The following is a 16,959-nucleotide window of genomic DNA, read 5'->3' as shown; positions in this document are numbered from 1 at the left end:
ATCCCGGTAGCGATACTCTTACTGTAACCCTGTAGTCACTCCCGTTAGCTCCGGGTTAACCGGGAGTCATCTGAAACTTACAGGGTCGACGGTAATGAAAACACGTAAAATTGGACTCGCGAACTATCTTGCTTACGGATCGGGCGATTTTCTCGGGGCGGGAACGACAGCGCTGACCGCTGCCTGGCTGTTGTATTTCTACACGACTTTCTGTGGTCTTACGCCGATTGAGGCCACCTTCATCTTTGCGGCGGCCAGGGTTCTTGATGCCGTCGTCAGTCCGCTGATGGGCTTCCTGACCGATAACTTCGGGACCACCTGGTTTGGCAAACGCTTTGGCCGCCGTAAGTTCTTTATTCTGCTGGGTATCCCGTGCGTCTTCAGCTATTCGCTGATGTGGGTCGGGGATATGGGCTTCTGGTACTACCTGCTGACCTATCTCATCTTCGATATCGTCTACACCATGATCCTGGTCCCGTACGAAACGCTGGTGCCGGAGATGACCGACGATTTCAAACAGAAAACCAAATTCTCCGGGGCGCGTATCTCAATGGCGCAGATGTCGGCGATTCTGGCCTCGTTCCTGCCGGGTATTCTGCTGACCCACTTCGGGAAAGACAACGCCGTCTCCTTCTTCTATGCCAGCCTGGTGTTCTCGGTGCTCTGTGCCCTGATGCTGACCTTCGTCTGGTTCTTCACCTGGGAACGTCCGCGTGAAGAGTGGAGCGAAGCCGCGCTGCGCGCCGAAGAGGAGAAGCAAAAACTGACCCTCGGCCAGAGCCTGAACCGTCTGTTCGTGGAGCTGAGTTCCACCCTGCGGATCAAAATCTTCCGTCAGCATCTGGGGATGTACCTTGGGGGCTATATCGCCCAGGACGTGTTCAACGCCGTCTTCACCTACTACGTGGTCTTTGTCCTGATGCAGGAAGCTTCCATGGCCTCCAACCTGCTGGGCACCATGGCTATCTTCCAGTTCCTCGCCGTTATCGCCATGATCCCGCTGTGCATCCGCTTTGGACCGGCGCCGTCCTACCGCATGGTGGTGGTGCTGTTTGGTCTCGCGTCCATGTCGTACGCCGGGCTCTATTATGCCGGGATGAGCGATATCTACGCGCTGCTGCTGCTGGTTTCCGCGTTGGCGGGGCTGGGCCGCGGCGGGATCAACTACGTTCCATGGAACACCTACACCTACATTGCTGACGTGGATGAAGTCATCACCGGCCAGCGCCGGGAAGGGATCTTCGCCGGCATCATGACCCTGACCCGTAAGGCCTCTCAGGCGGGTGCCATCATGCTGGTGGGGATTGTGATGCAGATGTCCGGCTTTGTGAGCGGCCAGAAAGTGCAGCCGGAAGGGGTAAGCCACACCATTCTGATGATCCTGAGCGTGGGGACCATCCTGGTGCTGTGCTGCGGCTTCCTGGTGTCGCTGCGCTTCAAGCTGAACTTACAAACGCACAGCACGCTGCGCGAAGAGACGGCCAAAATGCGTGAGTCTGGCCGCGCGATGCCGGAAACCGCCACACCGCAGGCCCGTGCCACGGTTGAGATGCTGGCCGGTATGCCTTACGACTGCCTGTGGGGTAACAACAACATCGGTTATCTGAATCGTAATAAGCCCGCTGCACCGTCCCTGAAAGAACGTGCTCCACTGAATTCGACTTACAACAGAGGTTAAGATTATGAAGGTTTGGCCTGTCAAACATAGCCCGTTACTGCGTCAGCCAGAGCGTTTTATCGCCAGAGATGAGCTGAAAACGCTGATCCAAAAAGTGACGCATAACCTGGTGAACATTCACGATAAAACCGGCGAGTTTTTACTGCGGCTGGACGACGGGCGGGTCATCGACACCAAAGGCTGGGCGGGCTGGGAGTGGACCCACGGAGTGGGTCTCTACGGTATCTGGCAGTATTACTGCCAGACCGGGGATGAAGCGATGCGCGACATCATCGACAGCTGGTTTACCGACCGTTTTGCCGAGGGGGCCACCACCAAAAACGTTAACACCATGTCGCCGTTTTTGACCCTTGCGTATCGCTATGAAGAGACGCGCAACCCGGCCTGGCTGCCGTGGCTGGAGAGCTGGGCCGAGTGGGCGATGAACGAGATGCCGCGCACCGAACACGGCGGCATGCAGCACATCACCCTGGCGGAAGAGAACCACCAGCAGATGTGGGACGACACCCTGATGATGACCGTCCTGCCGCTGGCGAAGATTGGCAAACTGCTCAACAAGCCAGAGTACGTGGAAGAGGCGGTGTATCAGTTCCTGCTGCATGTGCAGAACCTGATGGACAGGGAGACCGGCCTGTGGTTCCACGGCTGGAGCTACGACGGTCAGCATAACTTTGCTAACGCCCGCTGGGCGCGCGGCAACAGCTGGCTGACGATTGTGATCCCGGATTTCCTCGAGCTGGTGGAACTGCCGGAAAACAACGCCGTGCGCCGTTATCTGGTGCAGGTGCTGAATGCGCAGATTGCCGCGCTGGCGAAGTGCCAGGACGAAAGCGGCCTGTGGCATACGCTACTCGACGATCCAGACTCCTACCTGGAGGCGTCCGCCACGGCAGGGTTCAGCTACGGGATCCTGAAAGCGGTGCGCAAGCGCTATGTGGGGCCGGAGTATACGGAGGTGGCGGAGAAAGCCATTCGCGGGATTGTGAAAAACATCTCCCCGGAAGGTGAGCTGCTGCAAACCTCGTTCGGCACCGGGATGGGCAGCGATCTGGAATTCTATCGCCAGATCCCGTTGACCTCCATGCCGTACGGTCAGGCGATGGCGATTTTGTGTCTGACGGAATATCTGCGGAAGTTCTTCTGATCTTGTGAAAATTCCCCGGGGGCGCTGCGCTTACCGGGGCTACAAAACAATAAACCCGGCTTTCGCCGGGTTTGTTTTTACATACGTTCTACGGTTTCGATACCCAGGGTATCCAGACCCAGCTTCAGGGTCTTCGCCGTCAGCTGCGCCAGCTTCAGGCGGCTGTTGCGGACCGCTTCGCTTTCGGCGGAGAGGATAGGGCAGTGCTCATAGAAGCCAGAGAACAGGCCAGCCAGATCGTACAGGTAGGCACACATCACGTGCGGCGTACCGTCGCGGGCCACCACGGAGAGGGTCTCTTCGAACTGCAGCAGACGCGCTGCCAGTTGCGCCTCACGATCTTCGGTAATCGTCACCTGCGCCTGGGCCAGCACGCTTTCATCGATGTCAGCCTTACGGAAGACAGACAGCACGCGGGTATAGGCATACTGCATGTACGGCGCGGTGTTACCTTCAAACGCCAGCATATTATCCCAGTCGAAGACGTAGTCGGTGGTACGGTTCTTGGAGAGATCCGCATATTTCACCGCACCGATACCGACGGCGTTAGCCAGTTTTTCCAGCTCGTCAGCAGGCATGTCCGGGTTTTTCTCGGCCACCAGACGGCGGGCACGCTCCAGCGCCTCATCCAGCAGATCCGCCAGCTTCACGGTGCCGCCTGCGCGGGTCTTGAACGGCTTACCGTCTTTACCCAGCATCATGCCGAACATGTGGTGTTCCAGCGGTACGGAATCCGGCACGTAGCCAGCTTTGCGCACGATGGTCCACGCCTGCATCAGGTGCTGGTGCTGTCGGGAGTCGATGTAATAGAGCACGCGATCCGCATGCAGCGTCTCGTAGCGATACTTGGCGCAGGCGATATCGGTGGTGGTGTAGAGGAAGCCGCCATCCTTTTTCTGGATGATGACGCCCATCGGTTCGCCTTCCTTGTTTTTGTACTCATCAAGGAATACCACCGTCGCGCCTTCGCTTTCGACCGCCAGGCCTTTGGCCTTCAGATCGGCCACGATACCGGCCAGCATTGGGTTGTAGAGGCTTTCACCCATTACGTCTTTACGGGTCAGGGTGACGTTCAGGCGGTCGTAGGTGATCTGGTTCTGGGACATGGTAATGTCCACCAGCTTGCGCCACATCTCGAGGAAGTACGCGTCGCCGCCCTGCAGTTTCACCACGTAGCTACGCGCGCGCTCGGCGAAGGCTTCGTCTTCGTCGTAGTGCTTTTTCGCGTCACGGTAGAAACCTTCGAGGTCCGCCAGCGCCATCTCACCGGCGTTTTCCTGCTGCTGTTTCTCCAGCCAGGCGATCAGCATGCCGAACTGGGTGCCCCAGTCGCCGACGTGGTTCGCACGGATCACGTTGTGTCCGAGGAACTCCAGGGTACGCACCGCGGCGTCACCGATGATGGTGGAGCGCAGGTGGCCGACGTGCATCTCTTTCGCCACGTTCGGGGCGGAGTAGTCGACAACGATGGTCTGAGCCTGCGGCTGGGCCACGCCCAGACGGTCAGACTGCAGCGCGGCATCGACGTTCTGCGCCAGGAAAGCAGGGTCGAGGAAGATATTGATAAAGCCCGGCCCGGCGATTTCGGTTTTGCTGGCGATACCCGTAAGATCCAGATGCGTCAGGACCTGCTCTGCGAGTTGTCGCGGCGCCATGCCCAGTTTTTTAGCCACTGCCATCACGCCATTGGCCTGATAGTCGCCAAACTGTACTTTCGCTGACTGACGAACCTGCGGTTCACAGTCTGCAGGTGCGCCTGCAGCAATCAGTGCCTGACTGACTTTTTCTGAGAGAAGAGCCTGAATATTCACCGGGATACCTTACATTTTTGACGCGACCATCATGCTGTCGTGTCAGTTAAAGAAATTAGGCCGGGAGTATACTGCAATTGCCCGTTGCCGTCAGCACCGGCTCAAATCAGCGGTTGGTCGCAGGCGGGCAACAGAGTAAATTAACGCTTTTGCATGACGACAAGAGTATTAATGATGGCGAACTGGCAATCTGTTGACGAGCTGCAGGACATTGCAGCCGACTTACCGCGTTTCATCGACGCCTTTGCGGCGCTTTCCGCTCGCCTGGGGCTGGATATCACCCCCCTCGCGGCGGACCACATCTCCCTGCGCTGCCATCAGAACGCCACCGCAGAACGCTGGCGGCGAGGGTTTGAGCAGTGCGGCGAGCTGCTCTCAGAAAACAACATCAATGGCCGTCCTATCTGCCTGTTTAAGCTGCATGAGCCGGTGTGCGTTGCCCACTGGCGCTTTGACGTGGTTGAACTGCCCTGGCCGGGTGAAAAACGCTATCCCCACGAAGGCTGGGAACATATCGAAATCGTCCTGCCCGGCGACCCGGACACGCTGAATGCCCGCGCCCTGGCGTTGCTCTCTGACGAGGGGCTAAGCCAGCCTGGGATCTTTGTTAAAACCAGCTCGCCCAAAGGGGAGCGCGAGCGCCTGCCTAACCCCACTCTGGCGGTCACCGACGGCAGCGTGACGGTGAAGTTTCACCCCTGGACCATCGAAGAGATTGTCGCCAGCGAACAATAAGGAGCTTTTATGGCATTGCTGGAAATCTGTTGTTACAGCATGGAGTGTGCCCTGACTGCGCAGCAGCATGGCGCCGATCGCATTGAACTCTGTGCCGCCCCGAAAGAGGGCGGGCTGACCCCCTCTTATGGCGTACTGAAATCGGTGCGTCAGGCGGTGAGTATCCCGGTTCATCCGATTATCCGGCCCCGCGGCGGGGATTTTTGCTACAGCAGCAGCGAGTTCAACGCCATGCTCGAGGATATCGCCTGCGTAAAAGACCTGGGCTATCCGGGGCTGGTGACCGGCCTGCTGGATGAGGATGGCGAAATCGATATGCCGCGTATGCGCCAGATTATGGCCGCCGCGCAGGGGATGGCGGTAACTTTTCATCGCGCCTTTGATATGTGCGTCAATCCTCATCAAGGCTTTGAAAAGCTGGCGGAACTGGGGGTGGCGCGGGTGCTGACGTCCGGGCAGCAGTCGTCTGCGGAAAAAGGTATTTCATTAATTAAGGAACTAAAAGCGCAATCAGGTGTTCCAATAATAATGGCAGGTGCTGGCGTTCGCGCCGCCAACCTGGAGACGTTCTTAGAGGCAGGGGTTGAAGAGCTTCACAGCTCGGCAGGCAAGTGGTGGCCATCACCCATGCGCTATCGCAATACAGGGTTGTCGATGTCGACGGATGCCGAAGCGGATGAATATTCCCGCTATGGCGTAGAGGGAGAGTCGGTAGCCCGAATGAAGGCGATAATCGAGCAGTATCGCCGCTGAAACCAGTTTTTACCGCGCATCATGTCGCCCAATATGATGCTTGTTTGTACCAGGCCCCTGCAAATTCAACAGGGGCCTTTTTTTATCTATTTTTTGTTCCCTCTCCCGTGCGGGGAGAGGGGAAATTACGGTTTGGTGGCAATCAACACCGCACGGACCGGGGCCGGATACCCTTCGATCGTTTTACTGCTGTCGTTCGGATCAAGGAACTCGGCCAGGGATTCGGTGGTCATCCACCCGGTGCGGCGCTGCTCTTCGGTGGTGGTGACGCAAACGTCCGCGATACGGATATCCACAAAACCGCACTTCTCCAGCCAGTTTTTCAGCGCCAGCGCCGACGGAATAAAGTAGACGTTACGCATCTGGGCATAACGATCCCCGGGCACCAGCACGGTGTTCTCATCGCCTTCGACGACCAGCGTCTCCAGCACCAGCTCGCCGCCGTTGACCAACTGATCTTTCAGCTGCCAGAGGTGCTCCAGCGGGGAGCGGCGATGATAGAGCACGCCCATCGAGAAGACGGTGTCGAACGCCGCCAGCGCGGGGAGTTGCTCAATGCCCAGCGGCAGCAGGTGCGCGCGCTGGTCGTTGCCGAGCAGTTTACGTACCGCTTCGAACTGGCAGAGGAACAGCTGGGTGGGGTCGATGCCCACCGCCAGATGGGCACCCGCGCCAATCATACGCCACATGTGATAGCCGCTGCCGCAGCCGACATCCAGAATGGTGCGCCCGGTTAAATCGGAGAGGTGCGGCAGGACGCGCTCCCACTTCCAGTCTGAACGCCATTCGGTGTCAATCTGCATCCCGTACAGCGAAAACGGCCCTTTGCGCCACGGCATCAGGTTACGCATCAGATTTTCAAGACGCAGCATCTGGCCTTCGCTCAGCGGCTCTTCGCTCTCGGCGGTAACGCTGTGCAGCAGATCGAGCTTGTAAGGCGTCATCTCCGGCAGAAATTCAACCGCGTTCTTCCACTGCTTAAACTGACCGTGCAGCGACTCTCGCTGCCAGGCGGCAATCTGCGCGGGCAGGGTTTCCAGCCAGTGGGAGAGGTGATTTTTGGCAATCAGCTGATAAAAGTTACCGAAATCAATCATGCGTTACCGCCTTTCAGCGCCACCAGTGAGCCAAAGTTAAAGCACTGGAACCACAGCTCGCTGTGTTCGAAACCGGCCTTGTGCAGACGGGCTTTGTGGGCTTCAACCGAGTCGGTCAGCATCACGTTCTCCAGCATGCTGCGCTTCTGGCTGATCTCCAGCTCGCTGTAGCCGTTGGCACGTTTGAAATCGTGGTGCATGTTGAACAGCAGCTCACCAACGGTGGCATCTTCAAAGCTGAACTTTTCCGACAGCACCAGCGCGCCACCGGGGTTCAGCCCCTGATAAATTTTGTCCAGCAACAGCTGACGATCGTCAGGCACCAGGAATTGCAGGGTAAAATTCAGCACCACCATGGAGGCGTTTTTGATTTCGATATGGCGGATATCGCCCTCGACCACCTCAACCGGGGTGGGCGCTTTCCAGGCATCGATATGACGGCGGCAGCGTTCGACCATCGCCGGAGAGTTATCCACGGCGATAATTTTGCATCCGTCGTGCTTAATGTTACGACGAACCGACAGCGTAGCTGCGCCCAGCGAGCATCCCAGATCGTAGACCTGCGTGTCCGGCTGAACAAAACGTTCCGCCAGCATGCCGATCATGGAGATGATATTGGAATAGCCGGGGACCGAGCGCTGGATCATATCCGGGAAGACTTCAGCCACCCGTTCATCGAAGGTCCAGTCGCCCAGACTGGCGATAGGCGCAGAAAAAAGCGTGTCGCGATCTGACATAACGTAAAAATCCGGGAAAAATAAAGGGGCGTATTGTGCGCTAATGCACGGAGAAAACCAACTCCCAGGGCATATACCACAGGTTAGCCAGCACCATTAGCACAAGCGAACACCAGGTGGCGCTCATGCCGGAGCGGCGCCAGCGGAACAGGCGCTGATGAAGGCCATAGTAGTGCATCAGGCGTCCAAGGATCAGCAGCAGGCCGCAGACATGCACCATCCAGGTCTCCGCGCCGTTCATTTCCATAAACAGCAGCAAAATCAGGGCCGCCGGAATGTATTCCACCGCATTGCCATGAATGCGGATCGCGGTCTGCAGTTCAGAGAACCCTCCGTCGCCGTAAGAGACGCGGTACGACATCCGCAGGCGCGCAACATCGAACGAAAACTTGATTAACAGTAACGCACCCAGCACCGCATACAGCGCGCAAACCATACAAACTCCCTGTTTTTTTGCAGATGGCACTTCATATGATAGGGGCTGAGATCAGAAAAGAGAAGATTGCTGCGGAATAGTGGGGGCGTTGCCGATGGACGGCGCCACGGCCTGCAAGGCCTGCCAGAGAGCATCGACCAGTTCCGGCGCCTGGGCGATATCGGGGGTATGTAAAAAAAGATAGGGCGTGGCGGTCTGTTCCCACTTCGCCAGGGTCTGCAACCAGACGGCAAACAGCACCTGGTTTTGCGGCATATTATCGCTGCCGATAAACCGCACCATCGGATTGTTGGCGGTCATCACCGCATGCACCGGCACCTTCGGTTTTTTGCGCTGCGCCTCGATGATGGCTTCGTTGTGCGGCGTGGCGGCATGAACGGGACGGCTGTCGAGGATCGTCCGGTTGACACCACGCTCGTGCAGGCCCCGGTTAAGCGCTTTCTCGGCTTCGCCTTTTATAAAGAATTCAGGATGACGGACTTCAACGCCGTAGGTAAATTCCCGTGGCAGGGCGTCGAGAAACTGCCAGAGCGCGGGCAGATCCCGGGGCCCGAAGGTGGCGGGGAGCTGCACCCAGTACTGGCCGATGCGGTCGGAAAGCGGCGACAGACGGGTGAAAAACTCGGCGGTTAAATCATCACAGTTACGCAGCGCGGCCTGATGGGAGATGGTGGCCGGGAATTTAAAGCAGAAGCGGAAGTCGTCGCCGGTCTGTTCCCGCCAGCGCGCCACGACCTCGGGTTTAGGCAGCGCGTACAGCGTGGTATTGCCCTCCACACAGTTAAAGTGGCGGGCATATTCTTCGAGACCGGTAATCCCCAGCCGCACCCATTTCGGGTGCGACCATTGGGGTAACCCCAGATAGATCATAGTGCGCTGATAATCTCGTCGGTGCTGCGTACCCGGGCAATGCGCGGGAAGATATGGGTCATGCTGGCCTGGTGCTGCTCGGTGGTGGCCGTGCTACAGGCATCTTCGGCGATCACCAGATTAAAGCCCAGCTCCCAGGCGTTGCGCGCAGTGGATTCCACGCCAATGTTGGTAGCGATCCCGCACAGAATTATAGTGTCGATGCCGCGACGGCGCAGCTGTAGCTCCAGATCGGTACCGTAGAAGGCACCCCACTGGCGTTTGGTCACTTCGATATCGCTTTCCTGCTTGCCGAGCGACAGCGGATAGTCCCACCAGTTGTCCGGCAGGGCATGGGCCGCGCCCTGGGCATCCACCGGCTGCTTCAGCGCCTCGGCGAAATCGGCGGACCAGCCCACGCGCACCATTACTACCGGCGCGCCGCTGGCGCGGCATTTTTCTGCCAGACGTGCGCTGCGGCTGACCACATCCTGGGCGGTATGCGGACCCCCGGCAAAGGGCAGGATACCTTCCTGTAAATCAATTACCACAAGGGCGGTACGGGCGGCGTCGAGTGTGAACATGGTTTTTCCTGTTAAAGAGTTAGCCTGGCCAATACCTTACGCTGAGCCAGCCTGTTCCAGGTCTGATATTTTTGTTAAATTTTGTGAGAATATGCAAGATGCGAGCAGCAAACGCGCGTCTGGCGCGCTTCTCTCTTATCGTCTGGCGGAATTTCCAGTATAATAGCCGCCTTTTTTCATCCAGTTTGACATACAGAAAGCTGCGACCTTGTAGCCTGCGGCTAAGTTAAGGGATATCTCATGCGTACAGAATATTGCGGGCAGCTGCGTCAGTCCCACGTCGGACAGCAGGTGACCCTGTGTGGTTGGGTCAACCGTCGTCGTGATCTTGGCAGCCTTATCTTTATCGATATGCGCGACCGTGAAGGCATCGTGCAGGTGTTTTTCGATCCAGACCGCGCCGATGCGTTAAAGCTGGCTGCTGAACTGCGTAACGAGTTCTGCATCCAGGTGACCGGTACCGTGCGTGCGCGTGACGAAAAGAACATCAACAGCGACATGGCGACCGGCGAAATCGAAGTGCTGGCGACCGATCTGACCATCATTAACCGTTCAGATTCACTGCCGCTGGACTTCAACCACGTCAATACCGAAGAAGCGCGTCTGAAGTATCGCTACCTCGACCTGCGTCGCCCGGAAATGGCCGAGCGCCTGAAAACCCGTGCGAAAATCACCAGCCTGGTGCGCCGCTTTATGGACGATCACGGTTTCCTCGATATCGAAACCCCGATGCTGACCAAAGCGACCCCGGAAGGCGCGCGTGACTACCTCGTGCCATCCCGTGTTCATAAAGGCAAATTCTACGCGCTGCCGCAGTCTCCACAGCTGTTCAAACAGCTGCTGATGATGTCCGGTTTCGACCGCTACTATCAGATCGTGAAATGCTTCCGTGACGAAGACCTGCGTGCTGACCGTCAGCCAGAATTTACCCAGATCGACGTCGAAACCTCCTTCATGACCGCTGAACAAGTGCGTGAAGTGATGCAAGCGCTGGTACGCAGCTTGTGGCAGGACGTGAAGGGCGTGGATCTGGGCGACTTCCCTGTCATGACCTTCGCTGAGGCGGAACGTCGCTACGGCTCTGACAAACCAGACCTGCGCAACCCGATGGAGCTGGTAGACGTTGCTGACCTGCTGAAAGACGTGGAGTTCGCGGTCTTCTCTGGCCCGGCCAACGATCCGAAAGGCCGCGTCGCCGCGCTGCGCGTACCGGGCGGTGCAAGCCTGAGCCGTAAGCAGATTGACGACTACGGCAATTTCATCAAGATCTACGGTGCGAAAGGCCTGGCTTACATCAAAGTCACCGAGCGCGCGAAAGGCATCGAGGGCATCACCAGCCCGGTGGCGAAATTCCTGAATGCTGAGATCGTCGAATCCATTCTGGCGCGTACCGAAGCCCAGGACGGCGACATGATCTTCTTCGGCGCCGACAACAAGAAAGTGGTTGCCGACGCGCTGGGCGCGCTGCGTCTGAAGCTGGGCAAAGATCTGAGCCTGACTGACGAAGCCAAATGGGCGCCGCTGTGGGTTATCGACTTCCCGATGTTCGAAGACGACGGCGAAGGCGGTCTGACCGCAATGCACCACCCGTTCACCTCGCCAAAAGAGATGACCGCGGCAGAGCTGAAAGCGGCACCGGAAGAGGCGGTCGCTAACGCCTACGACATGGTGATCAACGGTTACGAAGTGGGCGGCGGTTCCGTACGTATCCACAGCGGCGACATGCAGCAGACCGTGTTTGGCATTCTGGGCATTAACGAACAAGAGCAGCGCGAGAAGTTTGGCTTCCTGCTGGACGCCCTGAAGTACGGCACACCGCCGCATGCAGGCCTGGCGTTTGGTCTGGACCGTCTGACCATGCTGCTGACCGGCACCGACAACATTCGTGATGTTATCGCCTTCCCGAAAACCACCGCCGCTGCGTGTCTGATGACCGAAGCGCCAAGCTTCGCTAACCCGGCCTCCCTGAGCGAACTGGGTATCGACGTGGTGAAAAAGGAAGAGAAAAACTGATATGACATATAAGCTTCCCGTTTCCGTGTTAGTGATCATTTATGCAGAAGACACGAAGCGGGTGCTGATGTTACAGCGACGCGACGATCCCGCCTTCTGGCAGTCGGTTACCGGCAGCCTGGAGGAGGGAGAAACCGCGTTGCAGGCCGCCGCGCGCGAAGTAAAGGAAGAGGTCACCATTGACGTTGCCCGCGAGCAACTGACCCTGAAGGACTGTCAGCGCACGGTGGATTTTGAAATCTTTAGCCATTTACGTCATCGCTATGCGCCGGGGACCGAACGCAATACAGAATCCTGGTTCTGCCTTGCGCTTCCTCACGAGCGGGAGATCGTGTTCACCGAACATTTGACCTACCGCTGGGTTAATGCGGCCGAAGCCGCAGCGTTAACCAAGTCGTGGAGCAACCGGCAGGCGATTGAAGAATTTGTAATTAACGCCGCCTGAGAGGGCGCGCCTTTTGGAGAGTTTTTTATGGCAGGTCATAGTAAGTGGGCCAACACCAAACACCGCAAAGCGGCACAGGATGCCAAACGCGGTAAGATCTTCACCAAAATCATTCGTGAGCTGGTCACCGCAGCGCGTCTGGGTGGCGGCGATGCCGGCTCTAACCCGCGTCTGCGTGCCGCGATCGATAAAGCGCTGAGCAACAACATGACCCGTGACACCCTGAACCGTGCTATCGCCCGTGGCGTAGGCGGCGATGAAGACGCGAACATGGAAACCATCATTTATGAAGGCTACGGTCCTGGCGGCACGGCGGTGATGATTGAATGTCTGTCCGACAACCGTAACCGTACCGTTGCCGAAGTGCGCCATGCCTTCACCAAAACCGGGGGCAACCTGGGCACTGACGGTTCCGTTGCGTATCTGTTCAGCAAGAAGGGCGTGATCTCCTTCGAGAAAGGCGACGAAGACGCGATCATGGAAGCGGCGCTGGAAGCCGGAGCTGAAGACGTTGTGACTTATGACGACGGCGCGATTGACGTCTATACCGCGTGGGAAGAGATGGGCGCAGTGCGTGATGCTCTGGAAGCGGCGGGCCTGAAAGCCGATGCGGCTGAAGTCACCATGATCCCATCTACCAAAGCGGACATGGATGCGGAAACCGCACCGAAACTGCTGCGTCTGATCGACATGCTCGAAGATTGCGACGACGTGCAGGAAGTTTACCACAACGGTGAAATCTCCGACGAGGTTGCGGCTACGCTGTAATGGCCCAACGTAAACCGATAACCGGAGCGGCGTGATGGCAATTATTCTCGGTATCGACCCGGGCTCACGCATCACCGGTTATGGCGTTATCCGTCAGGTCGGGCGTCAGTTGACCTACCTGGGCAGTGGCTGTATCCGTACCAAAGTGGAAGATCTGCCGTCGCGCCTGAAGCTCATTTACGCGGGCGTGACGGAGATCATCACCCAGTTCCAGCCGGACTATTTCGCCATCGAACAGGTGTTTATGGCGAAGAACGCCGACTCGGCGCTGAAGCTTGGTCAGGCGCGCGGCGTGGCGATTGTCGCTGCGGTGAACCAGGATCTGCCGGTGTTTGAATACGCCGCGCGGCAGGTCAAGCAAACCGTGGTGGGGAACGGTGGCGCAGATAAAAGCCAGGTGCAGCACATGGTGCGCACCCTGTTAAAACTGCCCGCTAATCCACAGGCTGATGCCGCCGATGCGCTGGCCATTGCCATTACCCATTGTCACGTTAGCCAGAACGCGATGCAGATTAGCGAGTCGCGGCTTAACCTGGCCCGCGGACGATTACGCTAAATGTGTGAAATCAGGCTGGATGTTTATCCAGCCTTTTTTTATTATGGCAGCGGTAACTTTTAGCCCTTAACGCAGGAGCGTCACGTGATAGGCAGACTCAGAGGCATCATCTTAGAAAAACAACCCCCGATAGTGCTGCTGGAAGCCGCAGGCGTAGGCTATGAAGTGCATATGCCGATGACCTGCTTCTATGAGTTACCGGACGCGGGCAAGGAAGCGATTGTCTTCACCCACTTCGTGGTGCGTGAAGATGCTCAACTGCTGTTTGGCTTTAACAACAAGCAGGAGCGTACTCTTTTTAAAGAGCTGATTAAAACCAACGGCGTGGGGCCAAAACTGGCGCTGGCGATCCTCTCCGGAATGTCGGCTCCGCAGTTTGTTAACGCCGTTGAGCGCGAAGATCCCGCCGCCCTGATTAAACTCCCGGGCATCGGTAAGAAAACGGCCGAGCGCCTGATTGTCGAGATGAAAGACCGCTTCAAAGGTCTGCATGGCGATCTGTTTACCCCTGCAGCCGACCTGGTGCTGACTTCGCCGTCGGGCCCGGCCACAGACGATGCGGAACAGGAAGCGGTTGCCGCGCTGGTGGCGCTGGGCTATAAACCTCAGGAAGCGAGCCGGATGGTCAGCAAAGTGGCTAAACCGGACGCTACCAGTGAAACCCTGATTCGTGAAGCGCTTCGCGCCGCATTGTGAGGTAAAGGATGATTGAAGCAGACCGTCTGGTCTCGGCAGGCAACGTTCAGGCAGAAGATCTGGTGGACAGGGCGATCCGCCCGAAGCTGCTTGATGAGTATATTGGCCAGCCGCAAGTGCGCTCGCAGATGGAGATCTTCATCCAGGCGGCGAAACTTCGCGGCGATGCCCTCGACCACCTGCTGATTTTCGGCCCGCCGGGACTCGGAAAAACCACGCTTGCCAATATTGTCGCCAACGAGATGGGCGTGAACCTGCGCACTACCTCCGGCCCGGTGCTGGAAAAGGCGGGCGACCTGGCGGCGATGCTGACCAACCTTGAACCCCACGACGTGCTGTTTATCGATGAGATTCACCGCCTGTCGCCGGTGGTGGAAGAGGTGCTCTATCCGGCGATGGAAGACTACCAGCTGGATATCATGATTGGCGAAGGCCCGGCCGCGCGTTCGATTAAAATCGATCTGCCGCCTTTCACGCTGATTGGCGCCACCACCCGCGCGGGGTCGTTAACCTCGCCGCTGCGCGATCGTTTCGGCATCGTCCAGCGCCTTGAGTTTTATCAGGTGCCCGATCTCCAGCACATTGTGAGTCGCAGCGCGCGCTACATGGGGCTGGATATGAGCGAGGAGGGGGCCTTCGAAGTGGCGAAGCGTTCCCGCGGCACGCCGCGTATCGCCAACCGCCTGCTGCGCAGGGTGCGTGATTTTGCCGAAGTGAAACACGACGGCACCATTTCGCTGGATATCGCTGCCCAGGCGCTGGATATGCTGAACGTCGATGCCGAAGGTTTTGATTATATGGACCGCAAGCTGCTGCTGGCGGTGCTGGATAAATTCTTTGGCGGGCCGGTCGGGCTGGATAACCTGGCGGCGGCGATTGGCGAAGAGCGGGAAACCATCGAGGATGTGCTGGAGCCGTATCTGATCCAGCAGGGCTTTTTACAGCGTACGCCGCGCGGGCGCATGGCGACGGTAAGAGCCTGGGATCACTTTGGCATTACGCCGCCGCAGATGCCGTAATCACCCTTTCCCCTCTCCCTGTGGGAGAGGGGAAAAATGAATTAACTGGCAGGCTTCTTCATCATGCTGAAGATAAACAGCGTAGCCGCACACAGCACCACGGACGGCCCGGCTGGGGTGTCATAAAACGCCGAGAAGGTTAATCCGCCAGTCACCGCAATCATCCCCACACCCACGGCCACACCGGCCATTTGTTCCGGCGTACGGGCAAAACGACGCGCGGTAGCAGCGGGGATAATCAGCAGGGAGGTGATGATCAACGCCCCGACAAACTTCATCGCCACGCCAATAGTCAACGCGGTAACCAGCATCAGGAGCAGTTTTACGCGCTGCAGCTTCACGCCATCAACAAAGGCTAAATCCGGGCTAATGGTCATCGCCAGCAGGCTGCGCCACTGCCAGAGCAGAATAGCCAGGACAATCATTACCCCGATGGCGATGGCGATCAGGTCGTCCGGCGTGACCGCCAGCAGATCGCCAAACAGATAGGCCATTAAATCCACGCGAATATTGGACATCAGGCTCACCACCACCAGACCCAGCGACAGGGCGCTGTGGGCCATGATCCCAAGCAGGGTATCCACCGCCAGGTGCGGGCGTTTTTCCAGCCACACCAGACCTGCCGCGAGCAGCAGGGTCACCGCAATCACCGCGTAAAAAGGATTCACATCCAGCAGTAAACCAAAGGCGACGCCCAGCAGAGAGGCGTGCGCCAGCGTATCGCCAAAGTAGGACATCCGGCGCCAGACGACAAACGAGCCCAGTGGACCCGCCGCGCAGGCGAGCATCATCCCGGCCAGCCAGCCGGGCAGTAAGAGTTCAATCATGAGTTACCGTTTCCCCGGCGAAGGACAATCCGTCCCTGCAAATCATGGCGGTGGTTGTGATGGTGGCGATAAATGCCCAGCTGTTCAGCGCCGCGTGGGCCAAACATCGAGATAAATTCCGGATGCATGGAAACCACCTCCGGCGTGCCGGAACAGCAGATATGGTGGTTCAGGCAGAGCACTTCGTCCGTTTTGGCCATCACCAGATGCAGGTCGTGGGAGACCATCAGGACGGCGCAGTCCAGCTCTTTACGCAGCTGGTCGATCAGGTCATACAGCGCAACCTGTCCGTTGACATCCACCCCCTGAGTCGGTTCGTCGAGCACCAGCAGCTGCGGCTTATTCAGCAGAGCACGGGCTAACAGCACGCGCTGGGTTTCGCCACCGGATAGCTTTTGCAGAGGCGCGTCAATAAGATGCCCCGCCTGCACACGCTTAAGCGCCGGAAGAATATCTTCTTTACGCGTATCGGGGCGAAGTCGCAGGAAGCGGCTGACGGTCAGCGGCAGCGTGGCGTCCAGATGCAGCTTTTGAGGCACATAGCCTATGCGCAGCTGCCGGTCACGCTTGATCAGGCCCGAGTCCGGTGCTACCAGGCCCAGTACGACCCGCACCAGCGTGGACTTACCCGCACCGTTTGGACCGAGAAGGGTCAAAATTTTGCCAGGTTTCAGATTCAGCGAAATGTCAGAGAGGACGCGGCGCTGACCAAATGAAACCGAAATATTTTCGAGAGATACCAGATTCGTCATGTCAATTTATGCTTGCAGAAGTCATCGAATGTTATAATATCACATTCCACACGTTCATT

General features: G+C 57.8%; 18 protein-coding genes. 10 read left to right on the top strand and 8 right to left on the bottom strand.

Going from position 1 to position 16,959, the window contains the following annotated elements; all coding sequences use genetic code 11:
* The first annotated feature begins 94 nt into the window (after positions 1–94).
* The gene (locus tag NB069_RS13760; RefSeq protein WP_250584400.1) at positions 95–1,678 is read left to right on the top strand and encodes an MFS transporter; all 1,584 of its coding nucleotides are present in this window, start codon (positions 95–97) and stop codon (positions 1,676–1,678) included.
* A gap of 4 nt (positions 1,679–1,682) precedes the next feature.
* The gene (locus tag NB069_RS13755) at positions 1,683–2,822 is read left to right on the top strand and encodes a glycoside hydrolase family 88/105 protein (RefSeq protein WP_250584398.1); all 1,140 of its coding nucleotides are present in this window, start codon (positions 1,683–1,685) and stop codon (positions 2,820–2,822) included.
* A gap of 77 nt (positions 2,823–2,899) precedes the next feature.
* Here the strand turns inward: NB069_RS13755 and argS are convergent, their stop codons facing one another.
* Positions 2,900–4,633 carry an arginine--tRNA ligase gene (argS, locus tag NB069_RS13750; RefSeq protein WP_250584396.1) on the bottom strand — a complete coding sequence of 578 codons (1,734 nt, stop codon included), beginning with the start codon at positions 4,631–4,633 and terminating at the stop codon, positions 2,900–2,902.
* Positions 4,634–4,807: 174 nt separating this feature from the next.
* On the opposite strand from argS, the gene NB069_RS13745 reads away from it, so the two are divergent.
* Positions 4,808–5,368 (top strand): VOC family protein, encoded by a 561-nt coding sequence (locus tag NB069_RS13745; RefSeq protein ID WP_250589518.1) that lies wholly within the window; start codon positions 4,808–4,810, stop codon positions 5,366–5,368.
* 9 nt (positions 5,369–5,377) lie between these two features.
* Positions 5,378–6,121, top strand: a complete 744-nt coding sequence (gene cutC / locus NB069_RS13740; RefSeq protein ID WP_250584394.1) for a copper homeostasis protein CutC — start codon at positions 5,378–5,380, stop codon at positions 6,119–6,121.
* 125 nt (positions 6,122–6,246) lie between these two features.
* Here the strand turns inward: cutC and cmoB are convergent, their stop codons facing one another.
* From cmoB to NB069_RS13715, 5 genes are read right to left on the bottom strand one after another with little or no spacing between them, the layout of a single operon-like run.
* Entirely contained in the window at positions 6,247–7,218 is a 972-nt protein-coding gene (gene cmoB, locus NB069_RS13735; RefSeq protein ID WP_250584392.1) for a tRNA 5-methoxyuridine(34)/uridine 5-oxyacetic acid(34) synthase CmoB, read from the bottom strand.
* Positions 7,215–7,955 carry a carboxy-S-adenosyl-L-methionine synthase CmoA gene (gene cmoA / locus NB069_RS13730; RefSeq protein ID WP_250584390.1) on the bottom strand — a complete coding sequence of 247 codons (741 nt, stop codon included), beginning with the start codon at positions 7,953–7,955 and terminating at the stop codon, positions 7,215–7,217. Before cmoA ends, cmoB begins: the two co-directional genes overlap by 4 nt.
* Before the next feature lie 40 nt (positions 7,956–7,995).
* On the bottom strand, positions 7,996–8,391 hold the full coding sequence (locus NB069_RS13725) for an MAPEG family protein (RefSeq protein WP_250584388.1): 396 nt from the start codon (positions 8,389–8,391) through the stop codon (positions 7,996–7,998).
* Positions 8,392–8,442: 51 nt separating this feature from the next.
* Entirely contained in the window at positions 8,443–9,261 is an 819-nt protein-coding gene (locus NB069_RS13720) for a DUF72 domain-containing protein (RefSeq protein ID WP_250584386.1), read from the bottom strand.
* Positions 9,258–9,824 carry a hydrolase gene (locus NB069_RS13715; protein WP_250584384.1) on the bottom strand — a complete coding sequence of 189 codons (567 nt, stop codon included), beginning with the start codon at positions 9,822–9,824 and terminating at the stop codon, positions 9,258–9,260. The genes NB069_RS13720 and NB069_RS13715 overlap by 4 nt, the downstream gene beginning before the upstream one ends.
* Positions 9,825–10,064: 240 nt before the next feature.
* On the opposite strand from NB069_RS13715, the gene aspS reads away from it, so the two are divergent.
* The 6 genes from aspS (at position 10,065) to ruvB (ending at position 15,321) form a co-directional block, all read left to right on the top strand.
* Positions 10,065–11,837 carry an aspartate--tRNA ligase gene (aspS, locus tag NB069_RS13710; RefSeq protein ID WP_250584382.1) on the top strand — a complete coding sequence of 591 codons (1,773 nt, stop codon included), beginning with the start codon at positions 10,065–10,067 and terminating at the stop codon, positions 11,835–11,837.
* A 1-nt stretch (position 11,838) separates the two neighbouring features.
* Positions 11,839–12,282, top strand: coding sequence for a dihydroneopterin triphosphate diphosphatase (gene nudB / locus NB069_RS13705; protein WP_250584380.1), 444 nt, complete (start codon positions 11,839–11,841; stop codon positions 12,280–12,282).
* 27 nt (positions 12,283–12,309) lie between these two features.
* The gene (locus NB069_RS13700; RefSeq protein ID WP_039030828.1) at positions 12,310–13,050 is read left to right on the top strand and encodes a YebC/PmpR family DNA-binding transcriptional regulator; all 741 of its coding nucleotides are present in this window, start codon (positions 12,310–12,312) and stop codon (positions 13,048–13,050) included.
* 34 nt (positions 13,051–13,084) lie between these two features.
* Positions 13,085–13,606: a crossover junction endodeoxyribonuclease RuvC gene (gene ruvC / locus NB069_RS13695; RefSeq protein WP_250584378.1), complete on the top strand. Its 522-nt coding sequence runs from the start codon at positions 13,085–13,087 to the stop codon at positions 13,604–13,606.
* 84 nt (positions 13,607–13,690) lie between these two features.
* The gene (gene ruvA / locus NB069_RS13690) at positions 13,691–14,302 is read left to right on the top strand and encodes a Holliday junction branch migration protein RuvA (RefSeq protein WP_250584376.1); all 612 of its coding nucleotides are present in this window, start codon (positions 13,691–13,693) and stop codon (positions 14,300–14,302) included.
* A gap of 8 nt (positions 14,303–14,310) precedes the next feature.
* Positions 14,311–15,321, top strand: coding sequence for a Holliday junction branch migration DNA helicase RuvB (gene ruvB / locus NB069_RS13685; protein WP_250584374.1), 1,011 nt, complete (start codon positions 14,311–14,313; stop codon positions 15,319–15,321).
* 41 nt (positions 15,322–15,362) lie between these two features.
* Here ruvB and znuB read toward each other — a convergent pair whose 3' ends face one another.
* Positions 15,363–16,148: a zinc ABC transporter permease subunit ZnuB gene (gene znuB / locus NB069_RS13680; protein ID WP_250584372.1), complete on the bottom strand. Its 786-nt coding sequence runs from the start codon at positions 16,146–16,148 to the stop codon at positions 15,363–15,365.
* A complete protein-coding gene (znuC, locus tag NB069_RS13675; RefSeq protein ID WP_250584370.1) occupies positions 16,145–16,900 on the bottom strand; it encodes a zinc ABC transporter ATP-binding protein ZnuC in 756 nt (251 codons plus the stop codon). Before znuC ends, znuB begins: the two co-directional genes overlap by 4 nt.
* Positions 16,901–16,959 lie beyond the last annotated feature (59 nt).

Source organism: Leclercia adecarboxylata (assembly GCF_023639785.1).
Lineage (GTDB): Bacteria > Pseudomonadota > Gammaproteobacteria > Enterobacterales > Enterobacteriaceae > Enterobacter > Enterobacter adecarboxylatus_D.
The sequence above is the reverse complement of the archived record's forward strand: the minus strand, read 5'-3'. Positions and strand labels throughout refer to the sequence as shown.

Bases quoted from the DNA above. Each gene is read 5' to 3' on its own strand.
- NB069_RS13760 (WP_250584400.1), top strand. From the start codon at position 95: ATGAAAACACGTAAAATTGGACTCGCGAACTATCTTGCTTACGGATCG.
- NB069_RS13755 (WP_250584398.1), top strand. From the start codon at position 1,683: ATGAAGGTTTGGCCTGTCAAACATAGCCCGTTACTGCGTCAGCCAGAG.
- NB069_RS13745 (WP_250589518.1), top strand. From the start codon at position 4,808: ATGGCGAACTGGCAATCTGTTGACGAGCTGCAGGACATTGCAGCCGAC.
- cutC (WP_250584394.1), top strand. From the start codon at position 5,378: ATGGCATTGCTGGAAATCTGTTGTTACAGCATGGAGTGTGCCCTGACT.
- cmoB (WP_250584392.1), bottom strand. From the start codon at position 7,218: ATGATTGATTTCGGTAACTTTTATCAGCTGATTGCCAAAAATCACCTC.
- cmoA (WP_250584390.1), bottom strand. From the start codon at position 7,955: ATGTCAGATCGCGACACGCTTTTTTCTGCGCCTATCGCCAGTCTGGGC.
- NB069_RS13725 (WP_250584388.1), bottom strand. From the start codon at position 8,391: ATGGTTTGCGCGCTGTATGCGGTGCTGGGTGCGTTACTGTTAATCAAG.
- NB069_RS13720 (WP_250584386.1), bottom strand. From the start codon at position 9,261: ATGATCTATCTGGGGTTACCCCAATGGTCGCACCCGAAATGGGTGCGG.
- NB069_RS13715 (WP_250584384.1), bottom strand. From the start codon at position 9,824: ATGTTCACACTCGACGCCGCCCGTACCGCCCTTGTGGTAATTGATTTA.
- aspS (WP_250584382.1), top strand. From the start codon at position 10,065: ATGCGTACAGAATATTGCGGGCAGCTGCGTCAGTCCCACGTCGGACAG.
- nudB (WP_250584380.1), top strand. From the start codon at position 11,839: ATGACATATAAGCTTCCCGTTTCCGTGTTAGTGATCATTTATGCAGAA.
- NB069_RS13700 (WP_039030828.1), top strand. From the start codon at position 12,310: ATGGCAGGTCATAGTAAGTGGGCCAACACCAAACACCGCAAAGCGGCA.
- ruvC (WP_250584378.1), top strand. From the start codon at position 13,085: ATGGCAATTATTCTCGGTATCGACCCGGGCTCACGCATCACCGGTTAT.
- ruvB (WP_250584374.1), top strand. From the start codon at position 14,311: ATGATTGAAGCAGACCGTCTGGTCTCGGCAGGCAACGTTCAGGCAGAA.
- znuB (WP_250584372.1), bottom strand. From the start codon at position 16,148: ATGATTGAACTCTTACTGCCCGGCTGGCTGGCCGGGATGATGCTCGCC.
- znuC (WP_250584370.1), bottom strand. From the start codon at position 16,900: ATGACGAATCTGGTATCTCTCGAAAATATTTCGGTTTCATTTGGTCAG.